This window comes from Lonepinella sp. BR2357 (assembly GCF_051851525.1).
GTDB lineage: Bacteria > Pseudomonadota > Gammaproteobacteria > Enterobacterales > Pasteurellaceae > Lonepinella.
Genome location: NZ_JBPDVG010000005.1, coordinates 140,147 through 158,815, shown reverse-complemented (window position 1 = coordinate 158,815; position 18,669 = coordinate 140,147). Strand labels below are relative to the sequence as shown.

The following is an 18,669-nucleotide window of genomic DNA, read 5'->3' as shown; positions in this document are numbered from 1 at the left end:
TATAGGAAAAATCTAAAGGCAACAGAGGATTTTTCAGGAATTTTAACGAAAAAAATGCAACTTCTCAGTTGCATTTTCATTAGGGATGTTTAGGATTTATGAACAAAATTTTCACTTGTTTTGGAATCACAACTAAGTGAAGTTACCTTAAGCACTAGGGATTACTTAAGATGGAAACCATTATAGCTTATTTATTTTGAATAACAAGTGACATTTGATGATTTTTGACATTTTCAATCAGGTCAGACAAGGAGAGTCCATTAGGTAAGTGTAAATCCTTGTCAATTTCATATAATGGTACGATCACAAATTCCCGATTGTGCATATCATAATGGGGAATAGTCAGTCTTTCTGACTGAATAACCAGTTGACCATAAAGTAATATATCTAAATCTAAAGTGCGTTCGCCCCAATGACGTAAACGCACTCGGCCTTGTTGATTTTCAATCTGTTGTAAGGCGTCTAATAATGCCAGAGGCGCAAGTTCTGTCTGAAGTTTTGCTACGGCATTAACATAATCGGGCTGATCCTGTGGACCAAGGGGTTTACTGCGATAAAATGAACTGACTGCTAGCACTTGGGTTTGAGGTAAAACCGCCATAGCCTCAATAGCCGCATTCAGTTGTTGCACTGGTTGATTTAAATTACTGCCTAAGGCAATGTATGCAATGGCCATGGGTTAGTCCTTTTTCAGTGAGCGTTTGCGGGCATAACGTTTTTTCGGTCGTGGCGCATTTTTATTTTGCTCTTTGATTAATGCAATACGTTGTTCGGTATTGCTAAACTGATATTCATGCCACCATTTGGCCAATTCAATGCTTTCACCGCCCTCAATTTCCGCACGCATGGCTAATAGGTCGTAAGCCGCACGGAATTTCGGGTGTTGCATGGTGCGTTCAGGGAATTTGCCCGAACGTTTGGCAAGCTGTAATTGCAACATCCAAATTTCACGAATGACGCCCGTATGTCGACGAGGTACAGCAAGGGCACGGCACAATACGTCCATGATTTCATTTCCGGCTAACGCATAGGCGTCGTGGTTATTTAATCCACCCTCATTTTTTAGCGTATCGACTTTTTCACGTAACGGATACCAAAAGAACGCCGCAAATAAGAATGCGGAGTTAATCCGTAAATTATCGGCGATACGTTCGTCGGTGGATTTCACCGAATGAATCATCATGCGCTCCGCTAAACTGTCGCCTTTTTCGGTAAAATAAGGGCGCAGAGTAGGGAACAGTTGCTCAAATAAGGCGTATTGACGCAATAAATGATAGGTTTTTTCACCGCAGCCAGTTTGTAATAACTTCAAACTTTCATCAAATAAACGAGCTGGCGGGATATTTTTCAACAGCGGTGCAAGTTCGACAATTGGCGTTTCGCTGGATTTGTCCAAAAACATATCTAATTTCGCCATAAAACGAATGGCTCGCAACATGCGTACGGGATCTTCTTGATAGCGAGTGACAGGATCGCCGATGAGACGTAATTTCCCCGCTTTCAGATCGTCAATGCCTTGATAGAAATCGTAGATGACATTATCTTTAGGGCTGTAATAAAGGGCATTTACGGTAAAATCACGGCGTTCTGCGTCTTGTTCTAATGTCCCGTAAACATTATCCCGTAAAATCATGCCATCATCATTTTGTTTCGCTTGTTGTTCGGAGTGTTTGACTTCGTGATTGGCTCGGAATGTGGCGACTTCAATAATATCTCGCCCAAACATAATATGGGCTAAACGGAAACGGCGTCCGACTAAACGGCAACGGCGTTGGAAAATGGCTTGCACTTGTTCGGGGCGAGCATTGGTGGCCACATCGAAATCTTTCGGTACTTTACCTAATAACAGATCTCGTATACAGCCACCGACAATATAGGCCTCGTAGCCTTGACGATTGAGTTTTTCGACCACGCTTAGGGCATTTTTACTAAACAATCGAGCATGAATAGCCACTTGACTTGCCTTGATCATTGCATTGGCATGGCGTTTAGTGCTTACCGATTTCTTGTTTGTGTGTACTGTTCGTTTCGGTTGTGGTCGTTCCGTGTTGTTTGGTTGAGCTTGCTTTGAATGTTTACCAAACAAGTTTTTTATGTACGTTAAAATAATAAACTCCGTAAATAAAAGATTTTGTGAATAAAATCAACGGACGTATTTCATTACGTCCGACGTTTATTCTGTATAGCCTAGCTTGTGAGGGAATGTTGATTAAAATCCCATTTGTTTTTCACGCACTTCGGCTAATGTTTTACAATCAATACAAAGATCGGCCGTTGGACGAGCCTCTAAGCGACGAATACCAATCTCGACACCGCATGAATTGCAGTAGCCAAAATCTTCCGTCTCTAATTTTTTTAAGGTATTTTCGATTTTTTTCATTAATTTGCGTTCACGATCTCTGGCACGCAATTCTAAGCTAAATTCTTCTTCTTGGGTCGCACGATCTGCGGGATCTGGGAAATTAGAGGCCTCATCTCGCATATGGTTTACGGTACGGCTCGCCTCACCGACAATCTGGTCGTGCCATGCTTGTAAAATTTTACGGAAATGAACGATTTGTTTTTCATTCATGTATTCTTCATTTTTTTCTTCTTGATATGGCGACACGCCTGCTAAGGCTAAAAGGCTTAAAGAGGCTTTATTCGTGTTTGTCATGTTGTTCTCCAATCAATAATATTCTGTCTGAGCGATCCATCTAGCGACGTCAAACACCTTAAGTGATTCCCCGAAAATTAATGGGGGGTAATTTTAAAGGCGTTATAAATACCAGAAGTTGCTAAAATAAGCAAATAAAATTACTGAAACAAGGCGATCTTTACACAGTCTTTACATAAAAATGTGATCTCCATTCCAAAAATGAAATAAATTATTTAGGCTTTTTGATTTTTTAGCGTAGGCTTGAAAGCGGTATCGTTTATTCTTGGTTCAATACAAGAAAAATAGTGAAAAAGCTCAAAAGTGCGGTGAAAAATGCAGAATTTTTTTAAATTACGCCCTCAGATAAGAATTGATAAAATCAGTGGTTATGCGATTTTATCGGTATTGTCTTTGTCTTTTTTACCTCGTGATTATTTGCTTTCTTGGCAAGCAAGTATGATCCTATTTGTCTTGTTGTTAGGTGGTCGATTGGCTCTAGCCATCATCAGCGGACGACGTTGTTTAGACTGGCTTAAAACGTGGCTAAACAGAGCCTTGATGATGACGATCTTTATTGGTTATGCCCATTTCACCGCCACACAAGCCTTGCAACAGGCGGAAGTTCCGTTACAAAAAATACAGGCTCAATTTCAAATCAAGGCTATTCAACATCAGGGAGAATACACCTCGTTAATTGTCCAGACGGCGCCCTCATCATCTCAGCCCGCAAGGCGGATTTATGTGAATTGGCATGTGGCAGAAACGCCTCAAATTGGGGAGGTATGGCAAGGCACATTGGCCGTAAAACCTATTTCTTCACGTTTAAATAATGGGGGATTTGATCGGCAAAAATGGTATATGGCGAACCATATTCAGGCCGTTGCGAATATCAAAAGTGCGGTGAAAATAGCCCAAGATTTTTCCTGGCGAGAACAACGCCTCGTCAACAGCATGGTGCAAACCCAATATTTATCTCAACAAGGTTTATTATTGGCTTTAGGCTTTGGTGAGCGAGCGTGGATAACACCCACGACGTGGAAAATTTACCAACAAACCAATACTGCGCATTTAATCGCCATTTCTGGGTTACATATTGGGCTCGCCATGGCGTTAGGCTTTTGGCTAGGGCGAGCGTTGCAATATGTATTGCCTACGCGATGGATTCGGCCGATATTTCCGTTACTTTGCGGCTTGCTGTTGGCATTATTTTATGCCAATTTAGCGGGATTGGCGATCCCGACCTTTCGTGCCAGTTTAGCTTTATCCGTGATCATTTTACTGCGTATTTTGCGAGGCTATTGTACGCCGTGGCAGTTGTATTGCATGGTGGTGGCATTGTTGCTTTTAAGTGATCCGTTAATGATTTTGTCCACCAGTTTTTGGCTGTCGGCCAGTGCGGTGGCTTGTTTGATTTTGTGGTATCGCTTATTTCCGTTGAATTTACTGCTTTGGCGAGGGCAACCCATTTCCTCAAAAGTGCGGTGGATTTTAGCCCTGTTTCATTTACAACTGGGGTTATTTTGTTTTTTTACCCCTGTTCAATTAGCGTTCTTTGGTGGATTTTCTTTACAAGGTTTAGTCGCCAATCTTATTGCGGTGCCTTTGTATAGCTTTTTGTTGGTGCCATTGGTATTGTTGGCGGTATTGACTGGCGATGGCCTTAATAGTTGGCTATGGGCGGATAGGTTAGCGGATAGCATTACTCAGTTATTAGCCTATTTTCAACATAGTTGGATTGGCTTATCTGATTCACAAATCCAGTATTGCTGTCTGATTTTTCTTGTCGGCATCATGGGAAGTGTTTATTGGCTTTATCACCCGAGAAAACTCGTCCCAATAAAGCTGTTCAGTTCATTATCTCGGCCCTTAGGATTATCGTTTGCCTCGTCTAGTCCGTTGCCCGCTCGTTTATATCGGCTTGTTCAACTGGGCGGTTGTGGTCTAATTGGGCTATTGAGCCTATCATTGATATGGCGTGGCGGACAGCAACCCAATTGGCAAGTGGACACCTTGGATGTGGGACAAGGGTTATCAACCTTAATCGTGAAAAATCAGCGGGGGATTTTGTACGACACCGGCGCTAGTTGGCAAGGCGGTTCCATGGCGGAATTAGAAATTCTCCCTTATTTGCAACGGCAAGGCATTGCATTAGATTATGTGATTCTTAGTCATGATGATAACGATCATGCGGGAGGTGCAACGGCCATATTAAAGGTATTTCCTGAGGCCATATTGGTGACGCCCTCCACCAAAAACTATGGGGAAAATCACCGCACTTTTTGTCAAACTGGCCACGATTGGCAATGGCAAGGGATTGAATTCAACGTATTGTCGCCTGAGCAGCCAGTAAAACGGGCAGAAAATGCCGATTCTTGTGTATTATTGGTCCAACAAGGCACACATCGAGTCTTGTTAACCGGAGACGCTGATTTGGCCACGGAGCGACGCCTTATGCCACAGTTACCTAAAATTGAGCTATTACAAGTGGGTCATCATGGTAGTAAAACTTCAACGGGAGCGGATTTTGTTCAACGAATTCAACCTGATATTGCCTTGATTTCAAGTGGGCGCTGGAATCAGTGGAAATTCCCCCATGCCAGTGTGATAGCCCATTTAGAACAAGTGCAAAGTGCGCTGTATAATACCGCAGTTTCGGGGCAAATTTCGGTACGGTTCTATGGGGATAACACAAAAATTGCCACCGCCAGAAATGCGTTTAGTCCTTGGTATCAGCAGATTATTACTGCTCAACAGGGGGATTAAGTTGGATAATCCTGAAAAAAATTGTACAATGCCAACAACTTTTTAAATGAAGATGTGATTATGAAAGAAAAAGATATTTCGGTATTCAAAACCTTTAAACGCCTATGGCCGACCATTAGCGTATTCAAGGCGGGGTTAATTGCTGCCGCCATCGCTTTGGTGTTAAATGCGTTGGTGGATTCAGGGTTAATTTATTTATTAAAACCTTTATTGGATCGTGGTTTTGGCGAAGCGGATCATGATTTTCTCAAATTAATGGCTGTCTTGGTGGTGGTGTTTGTGCTGTTTCGTGGTGTCACCAATTACATTGCAAGCTATTGTTTATCTTGGGTTTCAGGCAAAGTGGTAATGACCTTACGTCGCCGTTTGTTTAAACATCTTATGTTTATGCCTGTGAGTTATTTTGACCAAAATCCAACCGGTCGCTTACTTTCTCGTGTGACCTATGACAGTGAAATGGTCGCCAGTTCGTCGTCTAGTGCTTTAGTGACCATAGTGCGTGAGGGGACTTATTTAATTTCCCTCTTTGTGGTGATGATTTATACCAGTTGGCAGCTATCTATTGTGCTTTTCGTCTTAGCACCGATTATCGGCGTACTGATTGGTCTCGTCTCTAAAATTTTCCGTCAATTAAGCCGTAATATTCAAGACAGCATGGGGGCTTTAACGACGACCACGGAACAAATGTTAAAAGGGCATAAAGTGGTGTTGTCCTTTGGTGGTCAACCGGTGGAAGAACAACGCTTTAATGAAGTCAGCAACGATATGCGACGCAAAGGGATGAAAATTGTGTCTGCTGACGGTATTTCTGATGGTGTGGTACAGCTTATTGCCTCTTTTGCTTTATCTGCGGTGCTTTATGTGGCGACGTTTCCTGAAGTGATGAGTGAACATTTAACTGCAGGGTCGTTTACAGTCGTGTTTTCGTCCATGATGGCGATGATGCGCCCTTTGAAATCCTTAACCAATGTCAATTCGCAATTTCAACGTGGTATGGCGGCTTGTCAAACGTTGTTTGAATTTTTGGATTTAGACACCGAAAAAGACAGTGGCAGCTATGAAGTGGATCGGGCGAAAGGTGAAGTGGAATTTAAACAGGTAAGTTTCACTTATCAAGGCAAAGAAGACAAGGCATTGAATCATTTTTCTTTACGTATTCCAGCAGGTAAAACCGTTGCTTTAGTGGGTCGCTCTGGATCGGGTAAATCCACGGTTGCTAATTTATTAACCCGTTTTTACGATATTGATAAAGGCGAGATTTTACTGGATGGCGTGAATATTCAAGATTATAAACTCGCCAATTTACGTCAGCAATGCTCCGTGGTGTCGCAACAGGTGCATTTATTTAATGATACCGTGGCGAATAATATTGCTTATGCGGCCACAGAGAAATACAGTCGTCAACAAATTATTGACGCCGCACATGCTGCACATGCCATGGAATTTATTGATAAATTAGACAACGGATTAGACACCGTGATTGGTGAAAATGGGGCAAGTCTATCCGGCGGACAACGTCAACGTTTAGCCATTGCACGTGCTTTATTGCGTAATTCGCCAGTATTGATTTTAGATGAAGCGACCTCAGCATTGGATACAGAATCGGAACGTGCCATTCAATCAGCCTTAGAAGAATTACAAAAAGATCGTACGGTTTTAGTGATCGCCCACCGCTTGTCGACCATTGAAAAGGCCGATGAAATCGTGGTGATTGAGCATGGTGAGGTGAAAGAACGGGGCAGTCATGCCGAGCTTTTAGAGCGGGGCGGGGCGTATAAACAATTACACGCCATGCAGTTTTCGCATTAAAACATAGGATAAATAATGAATTTTTGGTATACCCATTCCAAAATTGCTTATCTTTTATTACCACTGGCTTGGCTTTTTGGCTTAATCAGTGGTTTGCGTCGTTTTTTATTTAGAGCGAAGATTTTAAAATCCTACCGTTCTCCCGTTCCCGTCATTATCGTCGGCAATTTAAGCGTCGGCGGGAATGGCAAAACCCCCGTGACGATTTGGCTTGTGGAACAGTTGCAAGAAAGGGGAATAAAGTGCGGTGTGATTTCTCGTGGTTATGGTAGTCAATCTGATCATTATCCACGCTTAGTCAGTGCTGATGATGATCCCATTCAATCGGGTGATGAACCTTTATTAATTGCCAAACGAACGGGTGTGCCAGTTTGTATCTCGCCTAATCGTCAACAGGCGATTGAATTATTATTAGAAAAACACCCTTGTGAGGTGATTATCAGTGATGATGGTCTGCAACATTATAAATTACAACGGGATATCGAAATCGTGGTGATGGAGGCCGAACGAGGACTAGGAAATGGATTATTATTACCCGCTGGCCCATTACGTGAAACAGCGAGCAGATTAAAAAATGTCGATATTGTCATTACAAATGGGGCAGAGAATGGTTATTCTAATGCGGTGATGACACTTGTTCCGCATTATGCCGTTAATTTAGTGACGGGTGAAAAACGTTTATTAAGTGAAATAAAACAGGCACAAGCCATGGCGGGTATTGGTAATCCAAAACGTTTCTTTACTATGTTACAGGGTTTAAATATTCAGCTCACCCATACTCAACCTTTTGTCGATCATCAAGCCTATCAAGCCACATTATTTACTGGCTTTGATCCAGAACAACCCCTATTAATGACCGAAAAAGATGCCGTGAAGTGCGGTGCATTTGCACAAAAAAATTGGTGGTATGTGCCCGTTGAGGCAGAAATATCCGCTACCACAAAAACACCGCAAAAAATCACCGCACTTTTTGATCACATTATGCGTTTAATTAAGGATAAAACATGACAAATTTTAGCGTAATTATTCCCGCCCGTTTTGCCTCCAGCCGCTTACCTGGTAAACCGTTGGCAGACATTGCGGGCAAACCCATGATTCAACATGTGTGGGAAAAAGCCCAACAATCGGGGGCGAGCCGTGTGATTGTGGCAACGGACAACGATCAAGTGGCACAAGCGGTGCAAGCCTTTGGTGGCGAAGTGTGCATGACTTCGGAAAAACACAATTCAGGCACGGAGCGTTTGGCAGAAGTAGTACAAAAATTAGGCTTGCCTGCTGATGAAATTATCGTCAATATTCAAGGGGATGAACCCTTAATTCCGCCTGTCATTGTGCAACAGGTGGCAGAAAATTTGCAGAAATATCAAGTGAATATGGCAAGCCTTGCGGTAAAAATTGATGACCCTGAAGAGTTGTTTAATCCGAATGCGGTGAAAGTGATCACCGACAAAAACGGCTATGTGTTGTATTTTTCTCGTGCGGTGATTCCTTGGGATCGGGATCAGTTTGCTTTGTTACAAAAAGGTAAACTTCAAGAAAAACAACTTCAATTACAACCGCACTATTTACGCCACATTGGTATTTATGCCTATCGTGCAGGGTTTATCCAGCAATATGTGCAATGGCAACCGACAGCGTTAGAGCAAATTGAAAGCCTTGAGCAATTACGGGTACTCTGGCATGGTGAACGTATTCATGTGGAACTGGCAAAAGAAGTACCTGAGGTGGGCGTGGACACGCCTGAAGATTTGGAAAAAGTGCGGTGTATTTTGGGTAAGTTGTAGTGACTTAAACAAGTAACAAATTTTTCTTTACAAAATAAGTGGCTTTCTATATCATGCCTCTCTTCTTTTACATTAAAAAATAAGTTGAACGATTATTGAGGTATTTTATGAAGAAAGCACTTTTAGTCACATTATTAGGTTCTTTAGCCCTTTCGGCACAAGCACATCGAGTTTGGATGCAAACAGATCACACTCACGGTGGGGAAATTTTAAAAGCCGATTTAGGTTATGGCGAATTTCCCACTTTAGAACAAATTCCCGAAAAACGGTTACATTTCTTTGAACGTGGCGTGACCTTATTTACCGCTCAAGGCAAACAAAAATTGGTACAAAAAGGTGAACATAACTACCATTTTGAAACAGAAAAAGCCGTACAAGATGGCAGTTATATCGTGGCGGCAGAATATAAACCAACATTCTGGTCTAAAAATGCCGAGGGCTGGAAACAAGCGGATATGAAAGACACACCAAATGCCACCTATTGCGAGTTGACTTCTATGTACGGTAAAAACATTGTTAACGTTGGACATGAAAGTGCGGCGGTGGATGTGATTACTAAGCAAGTCGGTCATGAATTAGAAATCGTGCCAATGGATAATCCAGCCAATATCAATGTAAGCGATTTGTTTAAAGTGAAAGTGCTTTATCGTGGCGAACCTTTGCCAAACGTGACGTTAACCGCTACCTTTGATGGCTTTGATACGGCAGATAACACCAAAACCCACAAAGTGGAGGCGCAAGCCTTTTCTGACGTGACTTTAGACGATGGCACAGTGAATATTATTCCATTGCGTCAAGGTTTTTGGAAAGCACAAGTGACCTATGAAGTACCATTTAAAGATCCAGCGCAATGTCAAGTGGCGAAACATTATGCAACCTTGACCTTTAATATTGGTAAACAATATCACTAATCAACTCATCAATATTACATAAAAGAAAGGAACAATTTTTCGATAAAATTGTTCCTTTTTTGCATTTAATACATACCACCTTGTATTATACTTGCCCTTTTCCTTGTGGATAATCTATAAATTTGCCATAAAACTGCGGTTAAAAACTGTTAAATACCGTCATTTTTCTTTATAATCAACGCAATCATTTCATTGTCGAGATTACTATGTCTGAAAATTCAAATTGCATTATTATTGCTATTACGGGTGCCTCTGCCTCGGGGAAAAGTCTGATTGCCTCTACGGTTCATAAAGAGCTGTGTGAAGAATTGGGTTGTGAGGAGATTGGGATTATTGCGGAGGACAGTTATTACAAGGATCAAAGTCATTTAGATTTTGAAACACGCATTAAAACCAACTATGACCATCCTAATTCCATGGATAGAGCATTACTCATTGAACATTTGCAAGCCTTGAAAGCGGGGCAAGCGGTGGATATTCCCGTGTATAGCTATGTGGAGCATACCAGAACGCAAAAGGTGACACATTTTACCCCGAAAAAGATCGTGATTTTAGAGGGCATTTTATTATTGACAGATGAAAATGTGCGTAGGGAAGTGTCCATGTCGGTGTTTGTGGACACGCCGTTGGATATTTGTTTTATCCGCCGTTTACAGCGAGATATGGTGGAGCGTGGACGCTCGATGGAATCAGTGATTGAGCAATATCGTAAAACCGTGCGACCAATGTTTTTGCAATTTATTGAACCGTCTAAGCAATATGCGGATGTGGTCATTCCTCGTGGCGGCAAAAATCGGGTCGCCATCAACATGCTAAAAGCACAAATTCTGAATTTATTAGGGAAATAGGAGCAAACCAGATGCGATTATGTGATACCGATATTGAAAGATACCTTGATGAGGGCGTGATTTCCTTAACGCCACGTCCAGATAACAGCAAAATTAACGGCGCCACCATTGATGTGCGGTTGGGCAATTCATTCCGTGTGTTTCGTGAACACAGCGCCCCCTTTATTGATGTGAGTGGCCCAAAAGAAGAAGTGGCGGCTCAACTGGATTTGGTCATGAGTGATGAAATTATTATCGGCGAGGGTGAGGCTTTTTATTTGCACCCTGGTGTGTTAGCCTTGGCGACTACCTTGGAAAGTGTGAAATTACCGGCTAATGTCATTGGTTGGTTAGATGGGCGCTCTTCTTTGGCTCGTTTAGGGTTAATGGTGCATGTCACGGCGCACCGTATCGACCCAGGTTGGGAGGGCAAAATCGTGTTGGAATTTTACAATTCAGGCAAACTTCCTCTTGCGTTACGTCCAAATATGGTGATTGGCGCCTTGAGCTTTGAGATTCTTAGTGGCCCTGCGGCTCGTCCTTACACGAGTCGTGAAGATGCCAAATATAAACATCAACAAAGTGCGGTGGCGAGCCGTATTAATCAGGATTAACGCCATGCTAAAAAAAATAAGTGCGGTACTTTTTTTGACAATTTTTGCGTTTTTTACTTTGCTTTATGTGCAAAAGGGAAAAATAGAGCAAAAATTCACCGCACTTTTAGCGGAAAATGCGGTGCAAAGCCGTCAAGTTGAATTCCATTTTTTTCCGCCTGTTGCCGTAGAATTAAAGGATGTTCGCTATGTTTTTGGCGAAAATCAGCAAATTTTGGCACGATCTTTACGTGCTGAATTGAGTCTATGGCATTTGCTGCAAGGGGAAATGAATTTACAGGCTTTTCAGCTAGAGCAAGGGCAGTTATTTTATCATCAGTTGGCGTCCCCTGATTTAACGGCGCTAGATGTACAACTTCACCCTGAGGCACCGCTTTCTTTGCAAGATTTATCTGTTTGGCTAAAATCTGTTCAATACAATCAACTCAGGTTGCCGAATGTTAAGATCCATTTATCGGCAAAAACCGCACAGCAAGATCATATTACGCTCAATTCGAAATTCTCCGTAGCGTCCAATCAAATCCATTTTTCCGATTTAGATAGCCAATTAAATTTGCAGAATAAACGCTTGTTTAATCAAGATAAATTAGTATTCCACGCCGAGCAAGGTGAGTTGATTTTTCAGCCTCAACAGGATGAGCTTATCTTGATTCAGCCAACCTTTAATCAGATTAAATGGGATAAAATTGAAACCGATATCGATCGTCAGGTGGATTTAACCATAAGGTTCAACGCCGAACGACAGGCAGATCAAGCCAGTCTATTATTGGTATTGGATAAGCAGCAAGATCAATATGTGTGGTCAGCCAATGGCAAAAATTTAGGCTTGGAAAATTGGCTAACCGCTTTTAATATTCCCGAATTGACTATTGGGCGAGCCAATGTCGATATGCGCTTAATCTCTGATGAATGGCTACCTAAGCAAGGGGATTTTTATATTGAAGTCGTAGATGGCAAAGTGAAAGGCGTCAATATTTTGACCTTGATTAGTCAATATGTGCCAATCAATTTTGATGAAAACAGTCAAAATATGGATACGTCATTTGATTTTGCACTGGCTAAATTTCACTGGCAACCGAGTTTTCTTCAAGTGGAAAAAGCTAAAATTCAACATCGTTATTTTGTGTTGAATACGCAAGGTCGGGTGGAATTCAGCCAAAATCGTTGTGATTTTAATGCGGCTATTCATAGCCCTGATCCTCGCTATCAATCCTTATCCTTGCCCGTGCATTTTTTTGGCAACTGCCAGTCGCCAGAATACAAAGTAGACATTCAGCGCAATTTCCGTGATCAGCTCAAAAATTTCATTAAAGAGAAATTAAAATAATGTTATCCCCTAAACAAGCCGAACGTATCGGCTATTTTCGTGTGGTGGCCATGGCCTTTGCTGCTTTTGTGTTTAACACCACCGAATTTGTCCCCGTCGCCTTGTTATCAGACATTGCCAACAGTTTTGCCATGGAGGTGGCAGAAACGGGGTTGATGATCACGGTTTATGCGTGGATCGTCTCTTTGGCCTCTTTGCCGTTAATGTTAGCCACCGCAAAATTAGAACGGCGAAGTTTATTGCTCAAAGTCTTTGTGTTATTTGTAGCAAGCCACGTGTTATCCGTGTTAGCTTGGAACTATTGGATCCTATTGTTGGGACGTATGGGCATTGCTTTTGCCCATGCCATCTTCTGGTCAATTTCCGTGGCCATGGCCATGCGAGTGGCTCCAAAAGGCAAACAAACCCAAGCGCTTGGTATGATTGCCATGGGATCGGCTATGGCCATGGTATTAGGTTTGCCGATAGGGCGAATTATTGGTCAATGGTTAGGTTGGCGAGCAACCTTTACGGTGCTTGGTGTGGTGGCGTTTGCGATCATGTTGGTATTAGCAAATTTATTACCACGTTTACCGAGCCGTAATGCGGGTTCCTTGTCAAGTTTACCGTTATTGGCAAAACGCCCGTTGTTAATCGCGACCTATATTGTGGTGATGTTGATTGTCACCGCCCATTTCACCGCTTACAGTTATATTGAACCTTTTGTGATGAATATCAGTCAGTTAAGTGAGAATACAGCCACCCTGATTTTGTTAGTTTTTGGCGTGGCAGGCTTTATCGCCAGTTTTTTATTCAGCCGTCTTTATCGTTTTTTCCCAACGGGTTTCGTAATCGTGGCACTCACCATTATCACCAGCGCATTGCTTACTTTTTACCTTGTGAGCGATTATGTCACCTTGCTATTCGTGCAAATCTTCATCTGGGGTATTGGCATATCCGCCATGACTTTGGGCTTACAAATGCGAGTATTGCAGTTAGCCCCCGATGCCACTGATGTTGCTACCTCCATTTTCTCTGGGATTTATAATATTGGGATCGGTGCTGGTGCTTTGGTGGGTAATCAAGTCATGCAACATTGGGGATTAGCAAATATTGGCTTTGTGGGAGCGACTGTGGGTGGCGTAGCGGTGTTAGTGTTTGTATTGAGTTATTTGAAATATCGTACAAAAAATTAATGAAAAAAAACCGCACTTTTTCACTAGCTCATTAAAAGTGCGGTTAAAACTTTTGCGTTTTTATTGATCATATTTCTTATACGCCAACCACCAAACCGCCACCGCAAACAGCGTAGCAATCAAATAAACCCCATGATAATCAATCACATCAATTAATCGGAGAGAGAAAAATCCGCTGATATAAGTGCCTAATAAAATCATGGTAAATTGCAAGGCCGTGTCCACCGTTGGGAACACGGCTTTGTCCATTAACATGGTTAATAGCAAGGCGAATAAAATGCTGTATCCGGCACTTAATAAAATAATCGGCAAGGAAAAAAGGTAATCCTGATAGATTAAAGAGTCCTCAAAATAGAAACTGAGTACCACGGGAATTTGTAGAAATAAGCCCCATGTTAACAGGGTTCGGCGGGACAGTTTTTTCAGTAACGGCACACTTAACGGCGTGAAAATAATAGACACCACAGGAATCACAATGCTCAACATAAAGCCGATTTGTTGCGGTTGCCAATTTAAGCTAGAGAGTTTGGGGACAAAACTCGTGGCGAGCAGACTGTAAGGCACGCAAGACAAGAATAAAATCACCAGCCACGCATAGCCCGTATTCGGTGCTTTCCAAAATTGGATCAAGCGTTTAAAGAAAAAGCCGAGGCTGTATTGGTTGGCGGCAATGGTTTCCGTGTTGGTTTCCCGATAAAATAGCACTTGCAGAAATACGATTAAGGAAAACAGGCAAATAAATAAAATCGCCATATTCCAGCCATAATGTTGATAAATAAACAAAAATAAGCCACCGCCCAGCATTCTGCCTAATCTTGTGCCGATAATTTGGAAAACCCCGCCGTAGCCACGTTGATTTTCGGGGAGTAAAATCACGGTTAAGCCCAAGGTGGCACAGCCGAAGATGACACTCATTAGGCTTAAACAGGCACAAATTAACATCAATAAGCCAAAATTCTGTTGCGGATCAATAAAATACAGCCACAAAAAGGACGCAAATAACAAACCGCTGGACAACAATAACCATGTTTTAAATTTGCCGACCGATTTGAGATAAAATTTTTCTAATAACGGCGTGATGACCACTTTAATCACTTCAAAAATGGATAACAAATAAATCCAGCTAATCAATTTTAGATCCATATTTTGGTCTTTTAACACCGTAATCAGCCCGATCATATAAAAGCTGATAATAATAAATTTGAAATTAGAGGCGTTAAATAATAACGACCATTCTTGCCAACTACATTGTCTATTTTTGTTCAGAGTATTCTCCATCTTTTGTATCCTTATTCCTTAACCTGTTTTCGCCAAAAATCCGCATAAATGCCTTGTTGGGCTAATAATTCCTGATGTGTGCCATGTTCGGCAATGCCGCCGTTATCCAACACATAAATCTGGTTGGCTGCCACAATGGTGGATAAGCGGTGGGCGATAATCAAAATGGTTTTGTCTTTGACCAACGCATTCAAGGCTTGTTGCACAGCGAGTTCGTTGTAAGTGTCCAGTGCGGCGGTGGGTTCGTCTAAAATCAAAATCGGGGCATCTTTTAAAATCGCTCGGGCAATGGCTAGGCGTTGTTTTTCGCCACCTGAAAAATTCGTGCCAATATCAGCGACTTGGGTGTGGTAGCCTTGTGGCAGTCGCATAATAAAGTCGTGGCATTGGGCAAGTTTGGCGACCTGAATCACGGTTTCATCATCGGCATCGGGTTTTGCCATGCGGATATTGTTCAAAATGCTGTCTTGGAACAAATACACATCTTGAAATACCACGGAAATTAGACTCATTAACTGGCTTTGGTTCATGTGGCGAATATCCATACCGCCGATTTTAATACTTCCTTTTTCAGGATCACCATGTCTGAGCAATAATTTTAGCAAAGTGCTTTTGCCACAACCACTACTGCCCACAAAAGCCGTCAGCGTTTTTTCGGGCAAGGTGAAATCTATCTGATTTAACACCGCACTTTTTTGCGTTGGATAAGTAAAACTGACCTGTTCGTATTGAATATCATAATTTGTTGGCAAAGTTTCTGCCGTTTGTTCAGGTAGTTCGGGCAGGCTCATTAAGGCTTGTAATTTTTCACTGCTGATCATAAAAATTTCCAGCAAAGATGCCATTTGCACAAAGAAATTCAACACATCCGCAATGCGAGCAATCATCACCATCACGGTGGCTAACATTAACCAATGCACCGATCCTGTGGTCACCCAAATCGCCCCGAGCAATAAAATCACCAGCAAGCCGAATTGCACGGTGGAGGTGATAATCAAATTGGGGATTTCGCCTTTTTTTGTGCCAATACGTTGAATCACTGCCACATCTTGTGCCACTTGATTAAACAGATTTTGTTTATCCGCCAGTTGCAAGGTGGATTTCAGTACGGTCAAACCCTGGGTAAATTCCACCGCCTCGCCTTTGAGCTTGCTATTGGCCTCGGCTAAAATGCTGAACCCTCGCCGAAAGGCTTTTCTACGCCATAAATAAAGGGGAATAATTAACGGGAAAATCAGCACAATCAACAGGGCAAATCGCCAGCCGCCCTCAAAAAAGCACAGGCTTATCGCCGTTCCCAAGGGAATCAACATGGCGTACAGAATAATCGTCATCAACATAAAGGCGAAATTCGCCGCTTCGTTGATACTTTGCACCAACACCGCATTAATTTCACCTGAACGCAAGGCATTCAAAATAATCAACGGCACACGACGGAGTTTTTCGCCCAGTTCGGTGCGTAATTGATACACGGCTAAATGAGAATAGCCTTTTGTGTCGTAGGTTTCCGCTTGCATGCGTAACAACATGGCGAGCAATAATAACAGCATGATAACGCCCAGATAACCATAGGTTTGCGTTTTATCCGCTTGTTCTAGGCTAAGAAAAAACGGATAGAGTAGGGCAATGGCTACCCCAAACAGTAAGGCGGAAATGGCGGTTAAGCCCAAGCCGATAAGTAATTTTCCTTTTTGATCCGCAGCACTATTCAATAAATGCAACAAAGAGGTTCGCAGATCTTTGCTGTGAAAGGTGTCTTGGTTAATGTAATGGTCTAATTTCATGGGTTCGCCTCCAAACTCGCCCCTAAAACCCAATGGCTGGCTTGTTGGTAAGATTGCCATAATTGCTGATAAACGGCAGATTTCTCAAGCAAATTCTGATGTGTTCCCTGTGCCACAATTTGCCCTTTTTGCAGATAAATAATTTGATCGGCGTTGACCACATTATTTAACCGATGTGCCACCATGAGCACGGTTTTGTTGTGCATTAAGTTTTTAAACGCTTGCATTAATTTGAGTTCATTTTCCACATCGGAATACGCTGTGGGTTCGTCTAACAGCAAAATCGGGCGATTTTGCAAAAAGGCTCGGGCAATGGTCAAACGCTGTTTTTGTCCGCCTGACAGCAGTTGCCCACGTTCGCCTACGGAGGTTTGATAACCTTGTGGCAGGCTCATAATAAAATCGTGAATATGGGCTTGTTGGGCAGCGTTGATCATGTCCTGTTCCGACACCTTGTCTAAGCCATAACAAATATTTTCCGCAATCGTGCCTGAAAATAAAAAATTATCCTGAAACACTACGGAACACAGCGACATTAATTGTTCAGGGGCAATTTGTTTAATATTCACGCCACCAATACAGATTTCACCACTGCTGACATCCCAAAATCGTAACAATAAACTGAGCAAGGTGGTTTTGCCTGAACCTGATTCGCCGATAATCGCCGTAAAGCTATTTTGTGGCACGGAAAAGCTCATATTATTTAAAAGTGCGGTGTTTTTTTCGAGAGTTTTTTCTGTTTCATAAGCAAAATTAACCCCTTTAAACGCAATATCAAAGTGGCTCGGTAATTGTGGATTATCACTCACGGGTAAACTGGTCATAGTTTCAATGTCGTTAATCCGTTCAATGGAGGCACGGGATTTTTCCATTAAATGAAACAAGCCCATATAAGGGTGCATGGTTTCAATTAAGCCCGTGGCTAGCACAAAAAAGGCAAACAAAGTGAAAATGGAAATCACGCCTTGCCAATATAACATTGTGCCGAAAGCGAGCAGGAAAATCATAATCGGCATGGGTGTAAACAAAATACGGTTGAGGCGAGCCGCCCATTTCATGGACTGCAACCAAGTTTGAATCACCTGATTAAAGTGAATAAGCGACTGTTGAAAACGCCCGTAGGAACTTTCGCCCGCATCAAAGGTGCGAACCGTTGCCATGCCTTGCACATATTCAATAATGGCACGATTCACTTGGGTTAACGCCAATCCATATTGACGGCGAAAAGGTTGGCTACGGGACATCATGAGTTTCAAAATGAACAACATGGCTAAACAGAACAATAATACCGACAAGGCAAATTGCCAATTCAACCAACTGAGGGCGAGAAAGACAAAAATCGGCGTGCTGTAGGCTTCCGCTTTTAAGGGCGGTGCATCGGCGACAAAAGCATGTAGTGCTTGCACATCATCAATTAAGACTTTGGATAATGCCCCCGATCCCATGGTTTGCACTTCGCCCAATGGCAGGCTACCGATTTTTTGGGATAAACGTTCACGCAAGATTTTTTCCAGTTGGAACGCCGAATAATGAGATTGATCGTGAGCTTTGATTTTACAACTGTAATGTAACACCGTCAGCACAAACAAACCGAGCAAATAAAACAGCGGAAATTGTTGCTGTCCCACGTCGTACACAATGCCAATCATTAACAACCAAATTAATAATTTCATTAGTTGGGCGAGGCTCGCCAACAGCATGGAAATACGCAGTTGTTTTTCCACAGGACGGCAAATTTCCGCATGTTTTATGCTCATGT

At 42.3% G+C, this 18,669-nt stretch carries 15 protein-coding genes; 9 read left to right on the top strand and 6 right to left on the bottom strand.

The genetic code is table 11. The annotated features are described in order from the left end of the window. Window positions 1-187 precede the first annotated feature (187 nt). The 3 genes from folK to dksA form a co-directional block, all read right to left on the bottom strand. Window positions 188-676 carry a 2-amino-4-hydroxy-6-hydroxymethyldihydropteridine diphosphokinase gene (gene folK, locus ACTG7L_RS04855; RefSeq protein WP_439327636.1) on the bottom strand — a complete coding sequence of 163 codons (489 nt, stop codon included), beginning with the start codon at window positions 674-676 and terminating at the stop codon, window positions 188-190. A gap of 3 nt (window positions 677-679) precedes the next feature. After that, a complete protein-coding gene (pcnB, locus tag ACTG7L_RS04850) occupies window positions 680-1,972 on the bottom strand; it encodes a polynucleotide adenylyltransferase PcnB (protein WP_439327655.1) in 1,293 nt (430 codons plus the stop codon). A 237-nt stretch (window positions 1,973-2,209) separates the two neighbouring features. Beyond that, window positions 2,210-2,656, bottom strand: coding sequence for an RNA polymerase-binding protein DksA (dksA, locus tag ACTG7L_RS04845; RefSeq protein ID WP_439327635.1), 447 nt, complete (start codon window positions 2,654-2,656; stop codon window positions 2,210-2,212). A 315-nt stretch (window positions 2,657-2,971) separates the two neighbouring features. Between dksA and ACTG7L_RS04840 the strand changes: the two genes are divergently transcribed. The 9 genes from ACTG7L_RS04840 to ACTG7L_RS04800 all read left to right on the top strand — a co-directional run bounded on the left by ACTG7L_RS04840 (window position 2,972) and on the right by ACTG7L_RS04800 (window position 13,848). After that, entirely contained in the window at window positions 2,972-5,401 is a 2,430-nt protein-coding gene (locus tag ACTG7L_RS04840; protein ID WP_439327634.1) for a DNA internalization-related competence protein ComEC/Rec2, read from the top strand. A gap of 60 nt (window positions 5,402-5,461) precedes the next feature. After that, a complete protein-coding gene (msbA, locus tag ACTG7L_RS04835) occupies window positions 5,462-7,210 on the top strand; it encodes a lipid A ABC transporter ATP-binding protein/permease MsbA (protein WP_439327633.1) in 1,749 nt (582 codons plus the stop codon). Window positions 7,211-7,225: 15 nt separating this feature from the next. Continuing rightward, complete coding sequence (lpxK, locus tag ACTG7L_RS04830) at window positions 7,226-8,218, top strand: tetraacyldisaccharide 4'-kinase (protein ID WP_439327632.1); 993 nt, start codon at window positions 7,226-7,228, stop codon at window positions 8,216-8,218. Continuing rightward, window positions 8,215-8,994, top strand: a complete 780-nt coding sequence (gene kdsB, locus ACTG7L_RS04825; protein WP_439327631.1) for a 3-deoxy-manno-octulosonate cytidylyltransferase — start codon at window positions 8,215-8,217, stop codon at window positions 8,992-8,994. The genes lpxK and kdsB overlap by 4 nt, the downstream gene beginning before the upstream one ends. A gap of 107 nt (window positions 8,995-9,101) precedes the next feature. Beyond that, on the top strand, window positions 9,102-9,905 hold the full coding sequence (locus ACTG7L_RS04820) for a DUF4198 domain-containing protein (protein WP_439327630.1): 804 nt from the start codon (window positions 9,102-9,104) through the stop codon (window positions 9,903-9,905). A gap of 206 nt (window positions 9,906-10,111) precedes the next feature. Further along, entirely contained in the window at window positions 10,112-10,753 is a 642-nt protein-coding gene (gene udk / locus ACTG7L_RS04815) for a uridine kinase (protein WP_439327629.1), read from the top strand. Window positions 10,754-10,764: 11 nt separating this feature from the next. Next, window positions 10,765-11,346 (top strand): dCTP deaminase, encoded by a 582-nt coding sequence (gene dcd / locus ACTG7L_RS04810; RefSeq protein ID WP_439327628.1) that lies wholly within the window; start codon window positions 10,765-10,767, stop codon window positions 11,344-11,346. Window positions 11,347-11,350: 4 nt separating this feature from the next. Next, window positions 11,351-12,673, top strand: a complete 1,323-nt coding sequence (locus ACTG7L_RS04805) for a hypothetical protein (protein ID WP_439327627.1) — start codon at window positions 11,351-11,353, stop codon at window positions 12,671-12,673. After that, entirely contained in the window at window positions 12,673-13,848 is a 1,176-nt protein-coding gene (locus ACTG7L_RS04800) for a sugar transporter (protein WP_439327626.1), read from the top strand. The genes ACTG7L_RS04805 and ACTG7L_RS04800 overlap by 1 nt, the downstream gene beginning before the upstream one ends. A 60-nt stretch (window positions 13,849-13,908) precedes the next feature. Here ACTG7L_RS04800 and ACTG7L_RS04795 read toward each other — a convergent pair whose 3' ends face one another. Genes ACTG7L_RS04795 through ACTG7L_RS04785 form a run of 3 tightly spaced genes read right to left on the bottom strand, consistent with a single transcriptional unit; the run spans window position 13,909 to window position 18,667 of the window. After that, on the bottom strand, window positions 13,909-15,126 hold the full coding sequence (locus ACTG7L_RS04795; protein WP_439327625.1) for an MFS transporter: 1,218 nt from the start codon (window positions 15,124-15,126) through the stop codon (window positions 13,909-13,911). 11 nt (window positions 15,127-15,137) lie between these two features. Continuing rightward, on the bottom strand, window positions 15,138-16,910 hold the full coding sequence (locus ACTG7L_RS04790; RefSeq protein ID WP_439327624.1) for an ABC transporter ATP-binding protein: 1,773 nt from the start codon (window positions 16,908-16,910) through the stop codon (window positions 15,138-15,140). Beyond that, window positions 16,907-18,667: an ABC transporter ATP-binding protein gene (locus ACTG7L_RS04785; RefSeq protein ID WP_439327623.1), complete on the bottom strand. Its 1,761-nt coding sequence runs from the start codon at window positions 18,665-18,667 to the stop codon at window positions 16,907-16,909. The genes ACTG7L_RS04790 and ACTG7L_RS04785 overlap by 4 nt, the downstream gene beginning before the upstream one ends. Between the last annotated feature and the right edge of the window lie 2 nt (window positions 18,668-18,669).